The organism is uncultured Pseudoramibacter sp., assembly GCF_903789625.1.
Taxonomy (GTDB): Bacteria; Bacillota; Clostridia; order Eubacteriales; family Eubacteriaceae; genus Pseudoramibacter; species Pseudoramibacter fermentans.
Genome location: NZ_CAIFFF010000012.1, coordinates 1 through 19,556, shown reverse-complemented (window position 1 = coordinate 19,556; position 19,556 = coordinate 1). Strand labels below are relative to the sequence as shown.

Sequence of the window (19,556 nt, the reverse complement as noted above, 5' to 3'; positions counted from 1 at the left end):
AGGCTTATGAAATATAAATTAGATAAAAATGAAATTAAAAATAAATTACTGGAAATTGTCAGCAGCGATCAGCTGTTAATCGACAGTTTGATGCGGGACCACACGACCTTTCGAATCGGGGGTCCGGCGGATTTTATCGTCTTTCCGGAAAGTGAAGAACAGCTGGCTGACATCTCAGCCTTCTGTAAGTCTAATGACATTCCCGTCTTTTTGATGGGAAACGGCAGCAACTTGTTGGTTCGCGACGGCGGTTTCCGAGGCGTCATGATCAACACGCGGCAGATGAATACCGTCGTGACCGAAGGCACCCGAGTTACGGCGCAGGCCGGCGCGTCGCTGCGCGCGGTGGCGCAGGAAGCGCTGGCCCACAGCTTAAGCGGCTTTGAATTTGCGTCGGGCATCCCCGGCACCATTGGCGGCGCGGCGATCATGAACGCCGGCGCCTACGGTGGTGAAATGAAGGACGTGGTTGCGAAGGTGCACCTGATGACGGCAGGTGGCAGCTTCGTGACAGTGGACGGTGCGGACTGCCATTTCGGCTACCGTCAGAGCCGCATGCGGGACGCAGGGGAAATCGTCACGGCTGTGGAGCTGAACCTGACTCCAGGCGATGCGGAAGCGATACGCGCGAAAATGAAGGAATTGAACCAGCGCCGGCGGGACAAACAGCCCCTTAATTACCCGAGCGCCGGCAGTACCTTTAAACGGCCGGAAGGCTATTTCGCAGGAAAGTTGATTCAGGACGCCGGACTTAAGGGCTACCAGGTCGGCGGCGCAGAGGTTAGCCAGAAGCACAGCGGCTTCGTCATCAACGCGGACAACGCGACGGCGGCCGACGTCTTGCAGCTGATCGGCGACGTTCAGCACAAAGTGAAGGCGCAGTTCGGCGTTGATTTAGAGCCTGAGGTCATCACGATCGGAGAAGACACCCGTGACGAAAATTAAGGCAGATCTGCACACCCACACGACCTTCAGCCACGGCAAAAACTCGATCGAAGAAATGGTCAATCGGGCGAGACAGCTGGGCTTAGAGGCGATCGTGATCTCTGACCACGGCCGCAGCCATCCGCTTTACGGCGTCAAGCCCGAGAATTTCCGCGTGATGCGCGAGGAGATCGATCGGCTCAATCAGAAATACTCAGATATTCAAATTTATCTGTCTGTGGAATCCAACATCACGGGAAAAGACGGCACCATCGACATCGGGGAAGAAGAAAAACAGTACTGCGACTGGATATACGCCGGCTATCACTGGGTGTATATCCCACACCGGTTTTCGGATTTCTTCACCTTTAAGCTGCGCAATTATCTGACGAAGGTGCTGCCCTTCTTAAAAGAAGGGAGCCGTCGGGCCAACACGCAGACTTATTTGAAGATGATGGACCGCTACGATTTAAAAATGATCACCCATCCGGGAGACAAGTGCCCGATCGATGTGGAGGCTGTGGCGAAAAAGGCAGCTGAAAAGCACGTGATTCTGGAAATTAATCCCAGGCATCATCATTTGAACGCCGAGGAATTGAAACGCGCTGCGCAATACGGCGGCACCTTTGCCATTAATTCGGACGCCCATTCAATCGACCGGGTGGCCGACGTCGCGCAGGGCATCGCTTGGGCTGAGGCATCGGGCATCCCGCGGGAGCAGATTATCAACCTCGCGTGAAAACGTAATAGACAGCAGCATTTGATAGAAAGTAAGGGAAACGAGCATGAAAACATTGATTATTACAGGTTTATCTGGAGCGGGCAAATCAAAGGCGATTGACATTTTGGAAGACGAAGGCTTTTTCTGCGTCGACAATGTGCCGGTTCATCTCGTTTTGACCTTTATCAGACTGTGCCGAAACGGCGGCTCTGAATTCGAACGCCTGGCCATCGTGGCCGATATCCGCGGCTCCGGAACCGACCACGACGTGGCGGAAATTTTTAACCGATTTGCCGACGAGCTGCCGTCGGATGTCGAGGTGCTTTTTCTCGAGGCGGATACGCAGGAGCTGGTGCGCCGCTATCAGGTTTCGAGGCGCAAACATCCATTATTGGATCAGGCCAACACTTTAGTCGGCGCGATTGAAATGGAACGCGGCATTTTAAAAGAACTGCGCACCCGCGCGGATTACATCATCGACACGACCAGTCTCGCCGTTAAAGATCTCAAGAAATTAATTTTAAATATGCTCACGCTGGAAAAGGAAAATGCAGAGGTTGGCGTGAAGGTGTCGTCCTTCGGGTTTAAATACGGGATGCCGATTTCGGCAGACTTTGTTTTTGACGTGCGCTTTCTGCCCAACCCTTATTATAAAGCGGACCTTCGCAGACTGACCGGACAGGACAAGGCCGTCCAAGATTACGTGATGCAGTTCCCGCAGTCAAAGGTTTATTTTGAAAAAATATTGGATTTAGTCAAGACGACGATTCCCCACTACGAAGAAGTGAACAAGCAGTACGTGGAAATCGCCTTCGGCTGCACCGGCGGCCGGCATCGCTCCGTAACCTTTGCCTGCCTATTAAGTGAAGCCCTTCAAAAAGAAAACATTCCGGTGAGTTTGACCCACCGCGATATTGACAAAGATCTTCGATGAGCATAGAATAACGAAAATCCCAATGGATATGCCAATTGAAGGATAGATATGGAAATCAAAGAATATATCCGTGAATTTACGATCAAAGATATTGTCCGCGTCCGCAATCCCAAGGTCGTCGCATTCGGCGGCGGCACCGGTTTGTCGGTTATTTTGCGCGGACTTAAAAAATATACCAATCGGCTGACGGCCATTGTTACCGTTGGCGACGACGGCGGCAGCTCCGGAAAATTGAGAGAAGACCTGGGCATTTTGCCGCCGGGTGACATCCGCAACTGCATTTTGGCGCTGGCAGACGACGAAAATGTGATGCAGGCGCTGTTCAATTACCGTTTTGACAAGGGCCGACTCGAAGGCCACAATTTCGGCAATTTATTTCTGGCCGCGATGACGGGCATTTCCGCGGATTTCTACGACGCGATCCGCAGGACCTCCGACGTGCTCCAAATTACCGGGACCGTACTGCCAGTGACTTTAGACGACATGACCCTCGTCGGTGAATTGGCGAACGGCGAAATCGTAGAGGGCGAATCGAAAATTCCGAAGGCGGCAAAGGCGGCGCACACCCACATCAAAAGAATTTCATTAAAAACGCCGGCCACAGCCCTTCCGGAAACCCTTGACGCGATCAAGTCCGCAGATATCATCATCATGGGGCCAGGGAGTCTGTACACCTCGGTGATTCCTCATCTCTTGATTGACGGCATTGAAGAGACGATTAAGAGCAGCACCGCCCAGAAATTTTACGTCGGCAATATCATGATGCAGCCGGGGGAAACCATCGGGTACACGCAGGCCGATCATATCCGCGCTATAGAAGCCCATCAGCAGATCAAGAATAAAGGCCCGCTTTTTGACAATGTCGTCGTCAACGACGGCGCGCTCAGCGCTGAGATGCTCAAGCAGTATGCAAAGATCGGGTCAAAGCCGGTAAAAATCGGTCAGGAGCTGCTGCCTTACCGTTACATTAAGGACAATTTTGTCGTCCAAAAGGACAAACACGTTCGGCACGACGCCGACCTGCTCGCCAAGCGGATTTTTGAAGTGTACATGGGCGACCGCAAGAAGACTGTATGAGTTTTTCAGACGATGTAAAAAAAGAATTGTGCCGCTTCGCCTGCCGCAGTGAAAACGAAATGCGCGCTGAAATGGCCGGCATGGTGATGGGCAGTTATGTGCTGGCGGGCCGCCGCAGAGAAGGCAGTGGGCCTTTCTCGATCACGACAGAATTTCCTTTTTTGGCGGCGCGTATGCGCAGTATCAGCAAAAGGCTGTACGGCAGCGGCCTGACAGTGGCGATTCAAACCGTCAGAAAACAGCGTGTGTACGTCGTGAGCGCAGACTCCCAGACGTTCAGCCGTCGATTAATGAAGGATGCGCGGATCGACAAAGAGGGAGCGGGCGAGGACATCCCACCGTATTTTCTGTCGAAGCAGCATTATTTTAAGGCTTACCTCCGCGGGCTGTTCATCACCTGCGGTTCGGTTTCCGACCCCAAAAAGAAATATCAGCTGGAACTCAATGGGAATTCCACGTACTTTTTTGAAAATGTCAGCCGAATATTAAAGGGCTACGATATTTCCAGCAAGGCACGCTCCCGCGGCGGACAAGGCGTGTTGGATTTCAGAGACAGCGAGAGCATTGCGGACTTTTTAAGCTTGATCGGTGCGGCACGGGCCGCGCTGGAAATGACTAATGTGAAAATCGTCAAGGGTATGCGCAACGATGTCAACCGCAAGGTCAACTGCGACGTGGCCAATTTGCAGAAAAGTGCGAGGGCGGCGGGCGATCAGATCAGTGCGATTCGAAAAATTGAGGAAAAGGCAGGCCTCGGCGTGCTGCCGAAGGAATTGCGCGAGGTGGCTGAGCTTCGGCTCGAGCATCCGGATGCGTCGGTTCAGGAATTGGGCGCTTTGATGGCACCGCCCCTTCAGAAATCGACAATGTATTACCGCATTAGAAAAATAAAAAAGATAGCAGAAACCTTATAAAAAAGGCTGTTTGACGGATCGCGCCAAACAGCCTTTTTGAAATGACAGGGATTAGTCGGCATAAATGATTTCGTTGCGCTTGGACATCGTTAGAATCTTGACGTCCTTGCCGTAGCAGGCCTGCTGCAGGTCGGTCACAACGCTGTATTCGTCCCAGCAGTGCATCGGGGCGAGAATCTGCGGATGCAGCTCGTCAACGAAGTATTCGGCAGCTTTGGTTGCCGAGCGCCCCAGTCTGGAGTCAACAGGAACGAAGGCCACGTTGATTTTCCGGTGATTTGTTTCGAGAAAATCCTTGATCTTGGCGATTTCCGCTTTGTAGTCGCGTTCTTCAGCGGCTCGGTCGATTTCCGGACGGGCGTCTGGCGACCAGTCCCACCAGTTTAAATCGCCGGCGTGGAAAATGACCTTGCCTTCCGCCTGAACCAGGAAGGAAACGCCTTGATCGGTCGAACCGAAGGTGTCGATTTCCACTGGCCCGCACTTGATGTCGTCGTAGTGCAGATGTTCGTACGGTTTGATGAAAGTCGTCTTTTTGCCGCCGCGGCGGGTGATGTCATCGCTCAAAATGTAGCGTGTGTCGAAATCTGTGCCGTAGTTGTAAATGATCTGCGAGAAATGATCGGTGTGGGCGTGAGAGGCGAAGAAATATTTGCGTCTGCCTTTTTTTAAAAATTGCGGCTGAATATAGGTGATCGCATCAAAGATCAGGGTATTTTTGTCCAATTCAACGACAAACCCCGAATGGTGCAGATAGATAATTTTCATCGAATCCTCCTGTTAAAAATATTATTGTTTACATTATATCAGAATTGCGGCACAATCGGGAAAAATGACAAAGAATTTCAGTAAATGAGCTATAAATCCTTGGTGAGATTGCAATGTTCTGAATGTAATTCGTTGAAAATTTAATTAAAAAGCGATACAATAAATGCAAATCTATTGAAAAGGCGGATTTGTACATTGATCAAGAGATTTTACGTTGAAAAGAAAGCAGGATTTAATACAAAATCCAAAGCCCTTCAAATGACTTTCAGAAAAATATTGAATTTGAAAGCGTTGGAAGGACTCCGCATTGTCAATCGGTACGATATCGAAGCGCTGCCTGAGGACGTCATGCAGCAGGTTGTCGATACGATTTTTTCAGAACCGAATGTGGACAATGTTTACGTCGAAGATTTACCTGTTTCAGAAGATGAGCAAGTTTTTGCCATCGAATACTTGCCAGGACAGTACGACCAGCAGGCTGATTTTGCTGTGCAGTGCGTCCAGCTGCTCTCCGGCACGCGCCCGACGATTAAAGTCGCGGAATGCATTGTGCTCAAGGGCGATTTATCCGATGAAGATATTCAGAAAATTAAACAATACATGATCAACCCTGTTGACTCGAAGGAGGCAGATCTGGCACCGCGTACGACTCTGACCGATGTAGTGAAGGAACCTGCGCCTGTTTCGACGATAGAGGGTTTTATTGTAAAAACCAAGGAAGAACTTGCGGCCTTTAAACAGGACATGGGATTCGCGATGAGCCAGGCGGATATCGAAATGGTTCAGGCCTATTTCAGAGATGATGAAAAGCGGGATCCGACGGTGACCGAGCTCCGCGTCATCGATACCTATTGGTCGGATCACTGCCGTCACACGACCTTCGCGACGAATCTCAACGATATCACCTTTGAAAAGGGCGATATCAACGACGCCGTCGAACAGGCCTTTGCCGATTACGATTCGACTCGGGACATGATTTACGGCGAAGACACCGACCGCCCGATTACGCTGATGGATTTAGGCACCATCGGGGCCAAGGATATTCAGGCCAGAGGCCTTCTGCCGGATCTCGACAAATCCGACGAAATCAACGCCTGCTCGATCAATATCAAGGTCGATCACGACGGACAGGATGAAGACTGGCTTCTGGAATTTAAAAACGAAACCCACAACCACCCGACTGAAATCGAACCTTTCGGGGGCGCGGCCACCTGTCTGGGCGGCGCGATCCGCGACCCGCTGTCAGGCAGAGCCTACGTCTACCAGGCGATGCGTCTGACCGGGGCAGGCGATGTGACAGCGCCGTTGTCCGAAACCATGGAAGGCAAGCTGCCCCAGAGAAAGATTTCTCAGGAAGCGGCTCAGGGCTATTCCTCTTACGGCAACCAGATCGGTTTGGCGACAGGCCAGGTCTACGAAGTGCACGACCCAGGATTTTTGGCGAAACGTTTGGAAGTCGGCGCGGTCATCGCAGCAGTGCCGAAGAAAAATGTCCGTCGGGAAACCCCGGCGCCGGGCGATGCGATCCTGCTCATCGGCGGCCGGACCGGCCGTGACGGATGCGGCGGCGCGACGGGCTCGTCAAAAGCGCACAACGTCCATTCGATTCAGGATGACGGGGCGGAAGTCCAGAAGGGGAATCCGGTCGAAGAACGGAAGATTCAGCGCCTGTTCAGAAATCCGGAATTGTCTCAGATGATCACCCGATGCAACGACTTTGGCGCCGGCGGCGTCTCGGTCGCGATCGGCGAATTGGCGGACTCCTTAGACATCAATTTGGATCTAGTGCCGAAGAAATACGAAGGCCTCGACGGAACGGAACTGGCGATTTCCGAATCTCAGGAACGTATGGCCGTCGTGGTCGCACCGGAAAATGTCGACCGCTTTATCGAATTGGGCCATCAGGAAAATCTGGAAGTTACCCATGTAGCAGACGTGACCGATACGGGACGGCTGAAAATGAAATGGCGCGGACAGACGGTGCTCGATTTGTCCCGCGAATTTTTAAATACCAACGGCGCGACCCAGTACGCCGATGTTTACGTCAGCGAACCAGCAGACCGCAAGCCGTTTGAAGCGACAGGCGATATCGCAGGCCGCACGATGGCCATGATGAGCGATTTGAACGTGGCCAGCCAGAAAGGGCTGTCTGAAATGTTCGACTCGACCATTGGCGCGGGGACGGTGACGATGCCGTACGGCGGGAAATACGCGGCGACGCCGCAGGACGGCATGGCGGCGAAGATTCCGGTCGAACACGGCTCGACGACAACCTGCTCGATCATGACCTACGGGTACAATCCGACGTTAGCGGAATGGAGTCCGTTCCACGGCGCAGAATCCGCCGTGATCGAATCCTTGTCGAAGCTGGTCGCGATGGGCGGCGATTTCAGAAAAGCCCGTCTGTCCTTCCAGGAATACTTTGAACGCCTCGAACAGGATCCGGCCAAATGGGGCCGCCCGTTTTCGGCATTGCTCGGCGCTTTTGAAGCGCAGAAGGCCATGGGTGTCGCGGCGATCGGCGGCAAAGACTCGATGTCTGGGACCTTTGAAGATATGACGGTGCCGCCGACATTGATTTCTTTTGCGGTGACAGCGGAAAAGGTCGACAACATTGTCACCAACGAATTAAAGGGTGCGGGCCATTATTTATACCGCTTCCCGATTCAGCGCGACGAAAAGGGACTCATCGATTTTGACGCGGCGGCCAAAACTTTTGACACGGTTCACGAACTTGTCATCGACGGCAAGGTACTGGCAGCGAGAACAGTCGGCGAAGCCGGGCTCATGGAAACCCTGACGAAGATGGCTTTTGGCAACAAGATCGGGATCGAATTAAATCCGGATTTGACCGAACAGGCGCTGTTTGACGCCGACCCAGGTACCTTGGTCATCGAAACGGCACAACCGATCGATGCCGGCGAAAAAATCGGCGAAACGGTTTCGGCACAGACCATTACAGTCGGCGACGTTAAAATGGATTTGAACGCGCTGATGACCGCTTATCAGAAGCCGTTGTGGGATGTCTATCCGGAAACGGTCGAAACTGAAGGCAAAGTCGAAGACGTCATGTACAACAAAGGGCCGGTCATTGCGAGTGCGTCTGAATTTACAAAGCCGCGGGTATTCATTCCAGTCTTCCCGGGCAACAATTGCGAATACGATTCGGCCCGCGCCTTTGAAAGAGCCGGGGCGGTGGCGCAGACGATCGTCTTCAAGAACCAGAACGCGCAGGATATTGAAGATTCCATCAACGCGATGGCTGACGCCATCGACAACGCGCAGATGATCATGCTGCCGGGCGGTTTCTCCGCAGGGGATCAGCCGGACGGCTCTGGGAAGTTTATTGCGGCGGTCTTCAGAAATCCGAAGATGACAGAAGCGGTCATGAACCTGCTCAACAAACGGGATGGGCTGATCCTTGGCATCTGCAACGGATTCCAGGCGCTGATTAAACTCGGCCTTCTGCCAGACGGCAAGATCGAACCGATTAAGCCGGGCATGCCGACGTTGACCTACAACACCATCGGACGCCACATTTCGGCGATTCCGTTGACCAAGGTCGTCTCCAATCTGTCGCCGTGGCTGGCACAGGCGGAATTGGGCGGCATTTACCGCGTGCCGATTTCTCACGGCGAAGGGCGTTTCGTCGCCAGCGACGAAGTGATCCAGAAGCTGATCGCGAACGGTCAGATCGCGACACAGTACGTCGATTTCGACGGACACGCGACGATGGACGGCGCCTACAATTTGAACGGCTCAGTCTACGCTGTTGAAGGCATTACCTCAGCAGACGGCAGAATTCTCGGCAAGATGGGCCACTCCGAACGAATCGGCAGCGGACTGTATAAAAATATTCCAGGCAAAAAGGATCAGAAAATCTTCGAATCCGGCGTGGCGTATTTTAAATAGTACAAGAAAGAAGGAAGTATACTATGGCAAAAGTAGCAGTTATTATGGGAAGCGATTCGGATTTTGATGTCGTCAAAAAATGCATCGACATGCTGAAAAAATTTGACGTGGATATTGACGTCCGCGTCATTTCAGCACACCGCAATCCGCGGGAACTGGCCATCTTTGCGCAGACCGCTGAAGAAAAGGGCTATGAAGTTATCATCGCGGCGGCCGGCAAGGCAGCCCATCTGCCAGGGGTCATCGCAGGCTCGACCCCACTTCCAGTCATTGGGATTCCAATCAAGACATCTCTGGAAGGCGGGATGGACTCGCTGTTCTCCATCGTTCAGATGCCGACGGGGATTCCAGTTGCGACGGTGGCGGTCAACGGGGCGGCCAACGCGGCCATTTTAGCGGTGCAGATTCTTTCGGTTAAATATCCGAAATTGCGCGAAGCGATAAAAGCGTACAAGCGGGAACTGGACGAAGAAGTCAAGACAAAGAATGCCCGCGTTCAGGCGCTTTTAAACGAAGAATAATACACAGATAAAGAAAGGAATGTTCATGTCCAAAACGAATGCCTACAAGGAAGCCGGCGTTGACGTCGAAGCTGGGTACGAGTCGGTTCGTCTGATTCAAAAAGATGTAAAAAGAACCTTTAACCAATACGTTCTTTCTGAACTTGGCGGGTTCGGCGGTGTGATCGAACTGCCGGAAGGGTACAAAAAGCCCTGCCTGATTTCAGGCACAGACGGCGTCGGCACCAAGCTGATGATCGCCTTTATGATGGACCGCCACAACACCGTCGGGATCGATTGTGTGGCGATGTGCGTCAACGATATTCTCTGCCAGGGGGCAAAGCCGCTGCTGTTTCTTGATTATATTGCCTGCGGCAAAAACACGCCGGAAAAAATCGCACAGATTGTATCCGGGGTGGCCGAAGGCTGCGTTCAGGGCGATATGGCGCTGATCGGCGGCGAAACGGCGGAAATGCCCGACATGTACGGGGCAGATGAATACGATCTGGCCGGTTTTGCTGTCGGCGTTGTCGAAAAGGATCAGATTGTCACCGGGCAGTCGATTCAGAAGGGCGACGTCTTGGTCGGCCTGCCGTCGTCCGGCGTGCACTCCAACGGCTTTTCGCTGGTGCGCAAGCTGATTTTCAAGGATCACGACCTGACGGTCGATTCCTACATCGACGAGCTGGGCGCGACCATCGGCGAAACACTGCTGACCCCGACGCGGATCTACGTTCACGCGCTGTCGGATTTGATTGTCCCTTACGGCGTTCGGGGCATGAGCCACATTACAGGCGGCGGCTTTTACGAAAATATTCCGCGGATGATTCCAGACGGCTTGTGCGCGAAGGTCGACACCTCCGTGATTGAACCGCTGCCGATTTTTGACGTCCTCCAACAGCTGGGCGAAGTGCCAGATCACGATATGTACAACACCTTCAATATGGGGATCGGGCTGGTCTGCGCCCTGCCGCAGGATCAGGCGGACGGCTTTGTGAGCGCTCTGAAAGAAAAGGGTGAAAAACCAGTCATTCTCGGTGAAGTGACAGAAGGAACGGAAAAAATAGTTCTATGAAACCATTGATGAAAATCGGTGTGCTGGCCAGCGGCAGCGGGACCGACCTGCAGTCGGTGATCGACGGCGTCCACGGCAAGACCGGAGAGATTACGGTCGTCATCTCCAACAAGGCGGATGCCTACGCCTTAACCCGCGCCGAAAAGGCGGGCATTCCAGCTGTATTTGTCGACGAAAAAGCGTGTGAAGACACAGAGGATTTCAACGCGAAAATTGTGGCAACGCTGAAGGCCCACGGCTGCGAGCTCGTCGTCTTGGCCGGCTATTTGAAAATCGTTACGAAAAATTTTGTAGACGCCTACCCCAACCGGATTGTGAACATCCATCCGGCACTGATCCCGTCTTTCTGTGGACCAGGATTCTACGGCATGCACGTTCACGAAGCGATTTACGCATACGGCTGCAAGGTGTCGGGCTGCACGGTTCATTTCGTCAACGAGCAGGCGGATGCTGGACCGATCATTGCCCAGAAGGCAGTACAGCTTTCAGATGACGATAAGCCGGAGGATATCCAGAAGAAGGTATTAGAGGAAGAACACAAGCTTCTGCCCTGGGTGGTGACCCAGATTTGCCTCGGACGGGTACACGTCGACGGTCGGCGCGTCTCGATTGATAAAGAATAAAAAAGATAGAGGAGGAGTGTAGGATGAGAGCATTGATTTCAGTCTCGGATAAAACAGGTATTGTCGATTTTGCCAAACGCATCGCGGCCTGCGGCTGGGATATTATTTCCACAGGAGGGACAGCAAAGGCCCTCCGCGAAGGCGGATTGGATGTCAAGGACGTATCAGATATTACAGGATTTCCAGAATGTCTGGACGGTCGGGTTAAAACCCTGCATCCGCTGATTCACGGCGGCATTTTGAACATTCGGAATAATCCGAAACATCAGGAAGAATGTAAAAAACTGGGGATTGAAAATATCGACCTGCTCGTCATCAATCTCTACCCGTTTAAAAAGACGATGCTCAAGCCTGGTGTGTCCTTCCAGGAATGCATCGAAAACATCGATATCGGCGGACCAACCATGCTGCGTTCGGCTGCGAAGAATTTCAACGACGTTACGGTTGTGGTGGATCCGAAAGATTACGAAACCGTTCTGACCGAAATCGAACAAAACGGCGGAACCAGCTACGAAACGCGTTATCATCTGGCGCTGAAGGTCTTCACGACGACTGCCAATTACGACACGATGATCTCTGATTTCTTAAGAAGACAGTCTGTTGAACAGACTCAGAACAAAGAAGATCTGCTGGCTCAAAATACGGTTACTTTCACCTACGAAAAGGTTCAGGATCTGCGCTACGGGGAAAATCCGCATCAGCGCGCGGCTTTCTACAAGGAAATCGGTGAAGACAAAGGGACGCTGGTCGGCGCCAAACAGCTCCAGGGCAAGGAATTGTCGTATAACAACATTAACGACACCAACGGCGCGATCGAAATGCTCAAGGAATACACAGACGAACCGACGATCGTTGCGGTCAAGCACGCCAACCCCTGCGGCATTGCCAGCGACAAAACGATTGCTGAAGCGTATCATAAAGCTTATGAAGCTGACCCGACGTCGATTTTCGGCGGAATCGTCGCGTCCAACCGTCCGATCGACAAGGATACCGCGGAACAGATGGTTAAAATCTTCCTCGAAGTGGTCGTGGCACCGGATTTCACAGACGAAGCGAAAGAAGTTCTGTCTGCAAAGCCCAATCTGCGGCTGCTTAAGCTTGACGATATCCTGTACAGCGACAATGGATTTGAACTGAAGAAAGTGCTCGGCGGCATGCTGGTCACCGAACGCGACACCAAGCTTTACAATAAGCTGGAAGTCGTCACTAATCGGAAGCCGACCGACAAGGAAATGGAAGATCTGCTGTTTGCGTGGAAGGCGGTTAAGCACACGAAATCCAATGCGATTTCTGTCGCGAAGGACAAATGCCTTGTCGCCAATGGACCGGGTCAGGTTAATCGTATCTGGCCGATGGAAAACTGTATCGAACACGGCGGCGAAAAATGTCAGGGCGCAGTCATGGCGTCCGACGCCTTCTTCCCGTTCGATGACGTCTGCACCGCGGCGGCAAAAGCCGGCATCACCGCAGTGATTCAGCCTGGCGGCTCCATCCGCGACGCTGACTCGATCAAGGTCTGCAATGACAACAATATTGCGATGATCTTTACCGGGATGCGCCATTTTAAGCACGCTTAATGAAGGGAGAATCACATCATATGAAGGTTATGATTGTCGGCAGCGGCGGCAGAGAACACGCCATTGCCTGGAAAGTCAGCCAGAGTCCGAAGGTCGATCAGATTTACTGCGTGCCGGGAAATGCCGGCATGGCCGATTTGGCGGAATGCGTCGATATTTCAGTTGAAGATATTGACGGCTGCGTTAATTTCGCGAAAGAAAAGGGCGTCGATCTCGTCGTCGTCGGTCCGGAAGTACCGCTGGTTTTAGGTATGGCCGACGCGATGCAGGAAGCGGGGATCCGCGTGTTTGGGCCGAACAAAAAATGCGCCCAGTTTGAAGGCAGCAAGGCCTTCACAAAGGATTTCTTGATCCGCCACAACATTCCGACCGCGCAGTACAAAGAGTATCACAGCTACGATGACATCGTGAAGGATCTCGGCATCTTTGGCTACCCGATGGTCATCAAAGCTGACGGGCTGGCCGCAGGAAAAGGCGTCGTGATTCCCGAAACGGAAGCCGACGCCAAAGCCGCGATGAAAGAAATCATGGCGGATAAAAAATTCGGCGAAGCCGGCGACACGGCTGTGATCGAAGAATACTTAACCGGGATTGAAGCGTCGATTCTCTGTTTCGTCGACGGCAACACCATCGTGCCGATGGAAAGCGCTCGAGACTACAAGCGCGCCTACGACGGCGACAAGGGACTCAACACCGGCGGAATGGGCAACGTTTCGCCGAACAAGCTCTTTGACGATCCAGAGTTGAACCGTAAAATTCAGGATGAAATTTTGACACCGATCATCGAAGGCTTCAAAGCCGATCAGATGGATTTTGTCGGCATTTTATTCATTGGACTGATGATCAAAGACGGCCAGCCGAAGGTGCTGGAATTCAATGTGCGCTTCGGCGATCCGGAAGCACAGGTCGTGCTGCCGCGGATGCAGACGGATTTGGTCGACGTGATGGAAGCCTGCATCGACGGGAAGCTTTCGGAATGCGACATCAAATGGCGCCCGGAACACGCCGTGACCGTCGTCATCGCGTCAGGCGGCTATCCGTCGAGCTACACCAAGGGCTACGAAATCACTGGTCTCGACGATGTTGAAGACTGTGTGGTATTCCACGCAGGGACGGCCTTTAAGGATGGGAAGATCGTTTCAAACGGCGGACGTGTGCTGGCGGTAACCGCCCTCGGTGATACGACAGAGGCGGCGCGCCAGAAGGTCTACAGCCAAATTGACAAGATCCAGTTCAAGGACTGCTTCCACAGAAACGATATCGCAGTTGACGCGTAAGCGGTTTTTAAGCGGCGCTCTTAGTGCGCCGCTTGAAAATCAGACATTCACAGAGCGAAAGAGGTTAATATGTCACAGGTACCGGCAATCGTTCAGGTCATTCCGCTGGAAGGATATGTGATCGAAGTCCATTTTCAAAATCAATGTGTCAAACGCTACGACATGCAGCCGCTGATTGACACCGACCCAGAAATCAATCCCCTGCGGGATCCGAGGATTTTCAGAGAAGTTCAGGTTTCATTCCACGACAGACGCCGGTCGATTTATTGGCCTGGCGTGCTGCGGATTAGCGCGAAGGAGATCTACGAAGGCGGCTGGATTGAAAAGCTGCCCTATCGCCAGATGACGACTTTTAGACGCTACGAGGAAATCTGGGGAAAAGCCTTTGGTGAATTGCACCCAAAAGATTGAGATTTAGACCAAGCCACTTGCTTTCAGCAGGTGGTTTTTTTATATAACCCTTGAGATTGATAGGCTTTTATGGTATTTTGAATTAAATTTTTAAGAGATAAGGATAAAACAGATGCAGATTATAGACGAAATCAAGACGCAGCGGCTTTATCTGGACGGGGCTATGGGCAGCATGATTCAAAAGCATATTGCCGATCCAGGGCCGATTCCAGAAGAGCTCAACATTACCCACCCTGAACTGATCGGGGAAATCCAAGGGGCCTACGTTCAGGCAGGTGCTGATATTTTGGTGTCCAATACCTTTGGCGCCAACGCCCACAAAATTGCGGCGTCTAAATATTCAGTTGAAGAGGTGATTAGTCAGGCCGTGAAAATTGCGAAGGCGCAGCATCCGCGATACGTTGCACTGGACATCGGACCGACGGGCGCGTTGATTGGCGATATCGGCGATATGACCTTTGAAGCGGCAGTGGCCTGTTTTGAACGCTCGGCAAAGGCCGGCGCAGAAGCCGGCGCCGATCTGATTCTCATCGAGACGATGACCGATATTGTCGAAGCCCGCGCAGCGGTGATCGGCGCGAAACGGGCTTGTGATCTGCCGATTGTCGCGTCGATGACCTACGAATCGAGCGGACGGACGCTGACCGGCAGCGATCCGGAAACGGTTGTGACCATATTGGAAAGCCTCGGTGTCGACGCGGTCGGCATCAACTGCTCCACTGGTCCGGAAGAAATGCTGCCGATCGTCGAAAAATTAGTCGACACGGCGTCGGTGCCGATCGTCGTTGAACCGAACGCAGGTCTTCCGCGGGAAGTGGATGGGCAGACCGTGTACGATGTATCGACTGAAACTTTTTCAGAGATTATGAAACAGATCGCAGAAATCGGCGCGGCGGTGCTCGGCGGCTGCTGCGGCACGACGCCTGAGTACATCGCGAAAACCATTGAAAAGACGAGAGATCTCCCGCTTATAAAACCCTGGGAGCGGCCGCAGCCGATGCGTATCGCTTCGACCACCCGGACCGTGACCCTCGGCACGGGAATCAGAACCATTGGGGAAGGCATCAACCCGACGGCGAACGCCGCTTACAGAGAAGACCTGAAAAAGGGCGGCTTGTCGGTTGTGAAACAGCTGGCCATTGAACAAAAGCGGCAGGGTGCCGATATTCTCGACGTCAACGCCGGTCTGCCTGAGCTTGACGAAGCGGAAACGATGGTCAAGGTGGTGCACGCGATCAGCCAGGTCGTGGACCTGCCGCTCCAAATCGACAGCACAAAGCCGGAAGTCATCGAAGCGGTGCTGAAGACTTACCCGGGCAAGGTACTGATCAATTCGGTCAACGGCAAGCAGGAATCTTTGGACGCGGTTCTGCCAATCGTCGCCAAATACGGAGCCGCAGTGCTTGGACTGGCATTAGATGACAGCGGACTGCCCAAGACAGCGGAAAAGCGAGTAGAGGTTGCGGATAAAATCATCAGCACGGCAGCGGAATACGGCATTGCTCAAAACAATGTTGCCATCGACTGTCTGGTACTGACTGCCTCAGCCCAGCAGCAGGCAGTGAAGGAAACGATCCGTGCCCTGACCCTCGTCAAAGACAAATTTGGCGTGCCGACGGTTCTCGGCGTCAGCAACATTTCCTTTGGACTGCCCAACAGACGTCTGATCAACAGGACATTCCTGACGATGGCGCTGGCAGCGGGTCTCGACACCCCAATTCTAAAAGTCGGTGATCCGGAAATGATGAACACCATCTCTGCCTACAAGGCTTTAGCCGGCATCGACGTGGGCTGTATCGATTATGTCGCGGTACACAAGGACGACAAACAAAAGATTGAAGTGGTTCAGGAAGAAAAGCAGGACGCCGTCCAACCGCAGAGCGAAAATCAGCCCAAGCAGACAGACGATCACTTGGACTTAAAGCAGATGGTCGTCGACGGCCTAAAAGAAGAAATTGTGCCGGCAGTCAAGAAGAAACTTGAGACCTGCAGCCCGATGGACATTGTCAATGGCGATTTGATTCCAGGATTGGACGAAATCGGCGATTTATTTGAAACCGGCGACGTTTTCCTGCCCAACTTGATTTTTTCGGCAGAAACGGTGCAAAACGCATTTGAGATCCTCAAACAGCACATGGGCACCGAATCGTCGGTGCAGAAGGATAAGGTCATTTTGGCGACAGTCAAGGGCGACGTGCACGACATCGGGAAAAACATCTTAAAGACGGTCATGGAAAATTACGGCTATCAAATTATCGATTTAGGTAAGGACGTGGATCCTGAAGTGATCGTCGAGACGGCCGTGAAAAACAACGTCAAGCTGGTGGGCTTAAGCGCGCTGATGACGACGACGGTCAAAAATATGGAAACGACCATTCAGATGATTAAGGCCGCGGATCCGAGCATACAGGTGATGGTCGGCGGCGCAGTCATGAACAGCGAGTACGCCGAAAAAATCCACGCGGATTATTACGGAAGCGATGCGAAGTCTGGTGTGGCCATCGCCGAAAAAGTATTTGGATAAAGCAACAGCCGAAGATCACAGATAGATCTTCGGCTGTTTTTTAAAGGGTGAGGGTAATTTCGCGCTCGGGCTTGGGATATTGAACGTATTCGATACCGGTCATGTTCATCATGCGCTTTGACGCGATGACGGCGTCGGAATCGGGGTACTTGTCTTCGAGATAGACGACTTTTTTGATACCGCACTGGATGATGGCCTTTGTGCACTCGTTGCAGGGGAACAGCGTGACGTAAATCGTCGCGTCCCGCAGCGTTTTGGCGCCGCTGTTTAAAATGGCATTAAATTCGGCGTGGCAGACGTAGAGGTATTTGGTATCGAGGGGATCACCGTCGCTCGTCCAAGGCATCTTGTCGTCGTCACACCCGATGGGCATGCCGTTGTATCCCATAGATAGGATCTTTTTATCGGGACTGACGATGCACGCGCCCACCTGCGTGTGAGGGTCCTTGCTGCGCTGGGCGGACAACATGGCAATACCCATGAAATACTGGTCCCAGCTCAGATAATCTTTTCGTTTCATTGTGATCAGCTTCCTTCGTGAATCTTTGTGAATGGATTACATCAATCAAAGTTTATCACAGATCGGTGTATTTGACAATTTTATGTGCCTCCTTTACAATACGGGGAAAGGAGAATCTAAATCATATGAAAAATTTTAAGAAAAACGCGATGGCATTTTTCCAGGCTGCATTGGAAATCCTGGAACTAGGCATTGCATTGGTATTGTTGATTTTTATCGCGATTAATCTCGTCAACCTTTTCTGCCATATTCATATCGACGAATCATTAGCGACCTCATTTAAAACGCTGCAGCATTTTCTCGAGCTCAGCCTGAACTTGATCATCTGCACGGAGTTTATTCGAATGATTTACACCCATACGATGGAAGCTGTGCTAGAGGCGTTGATTTTCGCTATTGCTCGAGGCATGATCGCCGGACACACAGGCGGCGAACAAACGCTTTTGTACGTCGTTGCGATATTAATTTTGATGGTGACCCGAAAATTCCTGCTGACAGAGGCTGATAACGCGCAGTCTTTTCACACCCATTTAGAGGATTTTCTCAAACACTTTCAGATCAAAATAAAAGACTCAGATTCCAAATGAGAATCTGAGTCTTATTTTTTTAAATGGTGGAGATGGTGGGAGTCGAACCCACGTCCGAAAATACGTCCCCGCTGCTTTCTACGAGCGTATCTGCTGAATTGATCTCACCGAGGGAAGCGCTCAGCAGCGCCGCCTCCTTCGGCCAGTTCCTGAATTGTCAATGGGTCGGAACAACTCCCAATGACAGATCCCTGCTTTCATGAACGTCAGCCTTGAGCCAGCAGGTGAACCCAAGGGGACGTGCAGCTGCTATTGAGCTGCGGTGATTATCGTATATTAAACTGCTTAAGCAGCTAACGCCATACGATAACCAGTTGTTTGATTATCTTTTGCGTTTAAATTTAAGTGCCTGTTTTTTAAAGTGACCGGCGCACTTGCCCGCTTACAACTTATCGGTATCCCCGTCGAAACCTTTACATCCCCTTTCTAATAATGCGACGCATTACCGTCTGATTTGGCGGCGGATGCGCCGTTCAGCATCACGCTTCGCAATGCTGTCACGTTTGTCGTATTGCTTTTTGCCTTTGGCCAAAGCGAGTTCGAGCTTTACTTTACCATTTTTAAAATAAAGAGACAAGGGAACAAGTGTATAACCTTCACGCTGTTTAAGCCCGTAAAGGCGAGAAAGCTCTCTTTTATGAAGAAGCAGCTTTCGCGTTCTGAGCGGATCCACATTAAAAATGTTGCCTTGTTCATAGGGAGAGATATGCATCTGATAGACATAAAGCTCTCCATCTTTAAAATCGGCAAAGCTTTCCTTTAAACTCGCCTTACCTTGGCGAAGCGATTTGACTTCCGTACCGACCAATACAATGCCTGCTTCATAGGTGTCTTCTATAAAGTAATCATGTCTGGCCTTGCGGTTCTTTGCAATGATTTTAATTGGTGTTTGAGTGTTCATATAAAGTAAGTATAGCATTAAAATAAAAAAATACAAATAAATTTTAAAAAATGCTTGACAAATCATACATAAAACAATAAAATAAAAAAGCTTTCTGATGAGCGCGTTAAGCGCAGATCAAAAAGTAGCAATTTTTTTGAAAAAGTTCTTGACAGACAATTTCAATTTTGCTATAATAAATATCGTTGTCGCGAGAGACAGCCACAACTTAACAGCTCGAAAGCAAGTAAACAAGCGGGTTTCAGCGCAGTTTGCAGCAGAAGGATTTTAAAAATCTTTGAAAAGAAAATTTAAAAAACTTCAAAAAAGTT

18 protein-coding genes and 1 other RNA gene are annotated in these 19,556 nt (G+C 51.5%); 15 read left to right on the top strand and 4 right to left on the bottom strand.

What is annotated here, in order from left to right:
- Positions 1-6: 6 nt before the first annotated feature.
- The 5 genes from murB to whiA are packed head-to-tail and all read left to right on the top strand — an operon-like array spanning position 7 to position 4,570.
- Positions 7-945, top strand: a complete 939-nt coding sequence (murB, locus tag QZX60_RS07230; RefSeq protein WP_295363023.1) for a UDP-N-acetylmuramate dehydrogenase — start codon at positions 7-9, stop codon at positions 943-945.
- Positions 932-1,663 (top strand): PHP domain-containing protein, encoded by a 732-nt coding sequence (locus tag QZX60_RS07225; protein WP_295363020.1) that lies wholly within the window; start codon positions 932-934, stop codon positions 1,661-1,663. The genes murB and QZX60_RS07225 overlap by 14 nt, the downstream gene beginning before the upstream one ends.
- Before the next feature lie 46 nt (positions 1,664-1,709).
- Positions 1,710-2,579 (top strand): RNase adapter RapZ, encoded by an 870-nt coding sequence (rapZ, locus tag QZX60_RS07220; protein WP_295363017.1) that lies wholly within the window; start codon positions 1,710-1,712, stop codon positions 2,577-2,579.
- 48 nt (positions 2,580-2,627) lie between these two features.
- A complete protein-coding gene (locus QZX60_RS07215) occupies positions 2,628-3,656 on the top strand; it encodes a gluconeogenesis factor YvcK family protein (RefSeq protein WP_295363015.1) in 1,029 nt (342 codons plus the stop codon).
- Positions 3,653-4,570: a DNA-binding protein WhiA gene (whiA, locus tag QZX60_RS07210; protein ID WP_295363012.1), complete on the top strand. Its 918-nt coding sequence runs from the start codon at positions 3,653-3,655 to the stop codon at positions 4,568-4,570. Before QZX60_RS07215 ends, whiA begins: the two co-directional genes overlap by 4 nt.
- 51 nt (positions 4,571-4,621) lie before the next feature.
- Here the strand turns inward: whiA and QZX60_RS07205 are convergent, their stop codons facing one another.
- Positions 4,622-5,338 (bottom strand): MBL fold metallo-hydrolase, encoded by a 717-nt coding sequence (locus QZX60_RS07205; RefSeq protein ID WP_295363009.1) that lies wholly within the window; start codon positions 5,336-5,338, stop codon positions 4,622-4,624.
- Between the two features lie 195 nt (positions 5,339-5,533).
- Between QZX60_RS07205 and QZX60_RS07200 the strand changes: the two genes are divergently transcribed.
- The 8 genes from QZX60_RS07200 to QZX60_RS07165 all read left to right on the top strand — a co-directional run bounded on the left by QZX60_RS07200 (position 5,534) and on the right by QZX60_RS07165 (position 17,237).
- Positions 5,534-9,250: a phosphoribosylformylglycinamidine synthase gene (locus QZX60_RS07200; protein WP_295363007.1), complete on the top strand. Its 3,717-nt coding sequence runs from the start codon at positions 5,534-5,536 to the stop codon at positions 9,248-9,250.
- Positions 9,251-9,273: 23 nt separating this feature from the next.
- A complete protein-coding gene (gene purE / locus QZX60_RS07195; RefSeq protein ID WP_295363004.1) occupies positions 9,274-9,771 on the top strand; it encodes a 5-(carboxyamino)imidazole ribonucleotide mutase in 498 nt (165 codons plus the stop codon).
- A gap of 25 nt (positions 9,772-9,796) precedes the next feature.
- Complete coding sequence (gene purM, locus QZX60_RS07190; RefSeq protein WP_295363002.1) at positions 9,797-10,825, top strand: phosphoribosylformylglycinamidine cyclo-ligase; 1,029 nt, start codon at positions 9,797-9,799, stop codon at positions 10,823-10,825.
- A gap of 5 nt (positions 10,826-10,830) precedes the next feature.
- Positions 10,831-11,448: a phosphoribosylglycinamide formyltransferase gene (gene purN / locus QZX60_RS07185; protein WP_295363104.1), complete on the top strand. Its 618-nt coding sequence runs from the start codon at positions 10,831-10,833 to the stop codon at positions 11,446-11,448.
- A 23-nt stretch (positions 11,449-11,471) separates the two neighbouring features.
- Positions 11,472-13,025, top strand: coding sequence for a bifunctional phosphoribosylaminoimidazolecarboxamide formyltransferase/IMP cyclohydrolase (gene purH, locus QZX60_RS07180; protein WP_295363000.1), 1,554 nt, complete (start codon positions 11,472-11,474; stop codon positions 13,023-13,025).
- Positions 13,026-13,045: 20 nt separating this feature from the next.
- Positions 13,046-14,302, top strand: coding sequence for a phosphoribosylamine--glycine ligase (purD, locus tag QZX60_RS07175; protein ID WP_295362997.1), 1,257 nt, complete (start codon positions 13,046-13,048; stop codon positions 14,300-14,302).
- A gap of 69 nt (positions 14,303-14,371) precedes the next feature.
- Entirely contained in the window at positions 14,372-14,713 is a 342-nt protein-coding gene (locus tag QZX60_RS07170) for a DUF2442 domain-containing protein (protein ID WP_295362996.1), read from the top strand.
- A 112-nt stretch (positions 14,714-14,825) separates the two neighbouring features.
- On the top strand, positions 14,826-17,237 hold the full coding sequence (locus QZX60_RS07165) for a homocysteine S-methyltransferase family protein (RefSeq protein WP_295362993.1): 2,412 nt from the start codon (positions 14,826-14,828) through the stop codon (positions 17,235-17,237).
- 40 nt (positions 17,238-17,277) lie between these two features.
- Here QZX60_RS07165 and QZX60_RS07160 read toward each other — a convergent pair whose 3' ends face one another.
- Positions 17,278-17,757 carry a dCMP deaminase family protein gene (locus QZX60_RS07160; protein WP_295362990.1) on the bottom strand — a complete coding sequence of 160 codons (480 nt, stop codon included), beginning with the start codon at positions 17,755-17,757 and terminating at the stop codon, positions 17,278-17,280.
- Between the two features lie 125 nt (positions 17,758-17,882).
- Between QZX60_RS07160 and QZX60_RS07155 the strand changes: the two genes are divergently transcribed.
- Complete coding sequence (locus QZX60_RS07155) at positions 17,883-18,344, top strand: hypothetical protein (RefSeq protein ID WP_295362987.1); 462 nt, start codon at positions 17,883-17,885, stop codon at positions 18,342-18,344.
- 24 nt (positions 18,345-18,368) lie between these two features.
- Here the strand turns inward: QZX60_RS07155 and ssrA are convergent.
- Both ssrA and smpB read right to left on the bottom strand, forming a co-directional pair.
- Positions 18,369-18,767, bottom strand: a transfer-messenger RNA (tmRNA) gene (gene ssrA / locus QZX60_RS07150).
- 19 nt (positions 18,768-18,786) lie between these two features.
- Positions 18,787-19,245: an SsrA-binding protein SmpB gene (gene smpB, locus QZX60_RS07145; RefSeq protein ID WP_295363100.1), complete on the bottom strand. Its 459-nt coding sequence runs from the start codon at positions 19,243-19,245 to the stop codon at positions 18,787-18,789.
- A gap of 97 nt (positions 19,246-19,342) precedes the next feature.
- Between smpB and QZX60_RS07140 the strand changes: the two genes are divergently transcribed.
- Entirely contained in the window at positions 19,343-19,516 is a 174-nt protein-coding gene (locus tag QZX60_RS07140) for a hypothetical protein (protein ID WP_295362985.1), read from the top strand.
- The last annotated feature ends 40 nt before the right edge of the window (positions 19,517-19,556 follow it).

Excerpts from the sequence above, each read along its gene's own strand:
- QZX60_RS07140 (WP_295362985.1), top strand. The coding sequence starts at position 19,343 with ATGAGCGCGTTAAGCGCAGATCAAAAAGTAGCAATTTTTTTGAAAAAG.
- smpB (WP_295363100.1), bottom strand. The coding sequence starts at position 19,245 with ATGAACACTCAAACACCAATTAAAATCATTGCAAAGAACCGCAAGGCC.
- QZX60_RS07160 (WP_295362990.1), bottom strand. The coding sequence starts at position 17,757 with ATGAAACGAAAAGATTATCTGAGCTGGGACCAGTATTTCATGGGTATT.
- QZX60_RS07170 (WP_295362996.1), top strand. The coding sequence starts at position 14,372 with ATGTCACAGGTACCGGCAATCGTTCAGGTCATTCCGCTGGAAGGATAT.
- QZX60_RS07215 (WP_295363015.1), top strand. The coding sequence starts at position 2,628 with ATGGAAATCAAAGAATATATCCGTGAATTTACGATCAAAGATATTGTC.
- purM (WP_295363002.1), top strand. The coding sequence starts at position 9,797 with ATGTCCAAAACGAATGCCTACAAGGAAGCCGGCGTTGACGTCGAAGCT.
- purH (WP_295363000.1), top strand. The coding sequence starts at position 11,472 with ATGAGAGCATTGATTTCAGTCTCGGATAAAACAGGTATTGTCGATTTT.
- whiA (WP_295363012.1), top strand. The coding sequence starts at position 3,653 with ATGAGTTTTTCAGACGATGTAAAAAAAGAATTGTGCCGCTTCGCCTGC.
- purD (WP_295362997.1), top strand. The coding sequence starts at position 13,046 with ATGAAGGTTATGATTGTCGGCAGCGGCGGCAGAGAACACGCCATTGCC.
- QZX60_RS07205 (WP_295363009.1), bottom strand. The coding sequence starts at position 5,338 with ATGAAAATTATCTATCTGCACCATTCGGGGTTTGTCGTTGAATTGGAC.
- murB (WP_295363023.1), top strand. The coding sequence starts at position 7 with ATGAAATATAAATTAGATAAAAATGAAATTAAAAATAAATTACTGGAA.
- QZX60_RS07155 (WP_295362987.1), top strand. The coding sequence starts at position 17,883 with ATGAAAAATTTTAAGAAAAACGCGATGGCATTTTTCCAGGCTGCATTG.
- purE (WP_295363004.1), top strand. The coding sequence starts at position 9,274 with ATGGCAAAAGTAGCAGTTATTATGGGAAGCGATTCGGATTTTGATGTC.
- rapZ (WP_295363017.1), top strand. The coding sequence starts at position 1,710 with ATGAAAACATTGATTATTACAGGTTTATCTGGAGCGGGCAAATCAAAG.
- QZX60_RS07165 (WP_295362993.1), top strand. The coding sequence starts at position 14,826 with ATGCAGATTATAGACGAAATCAAGACGCAGCGGCTTTATCTGGACGGG.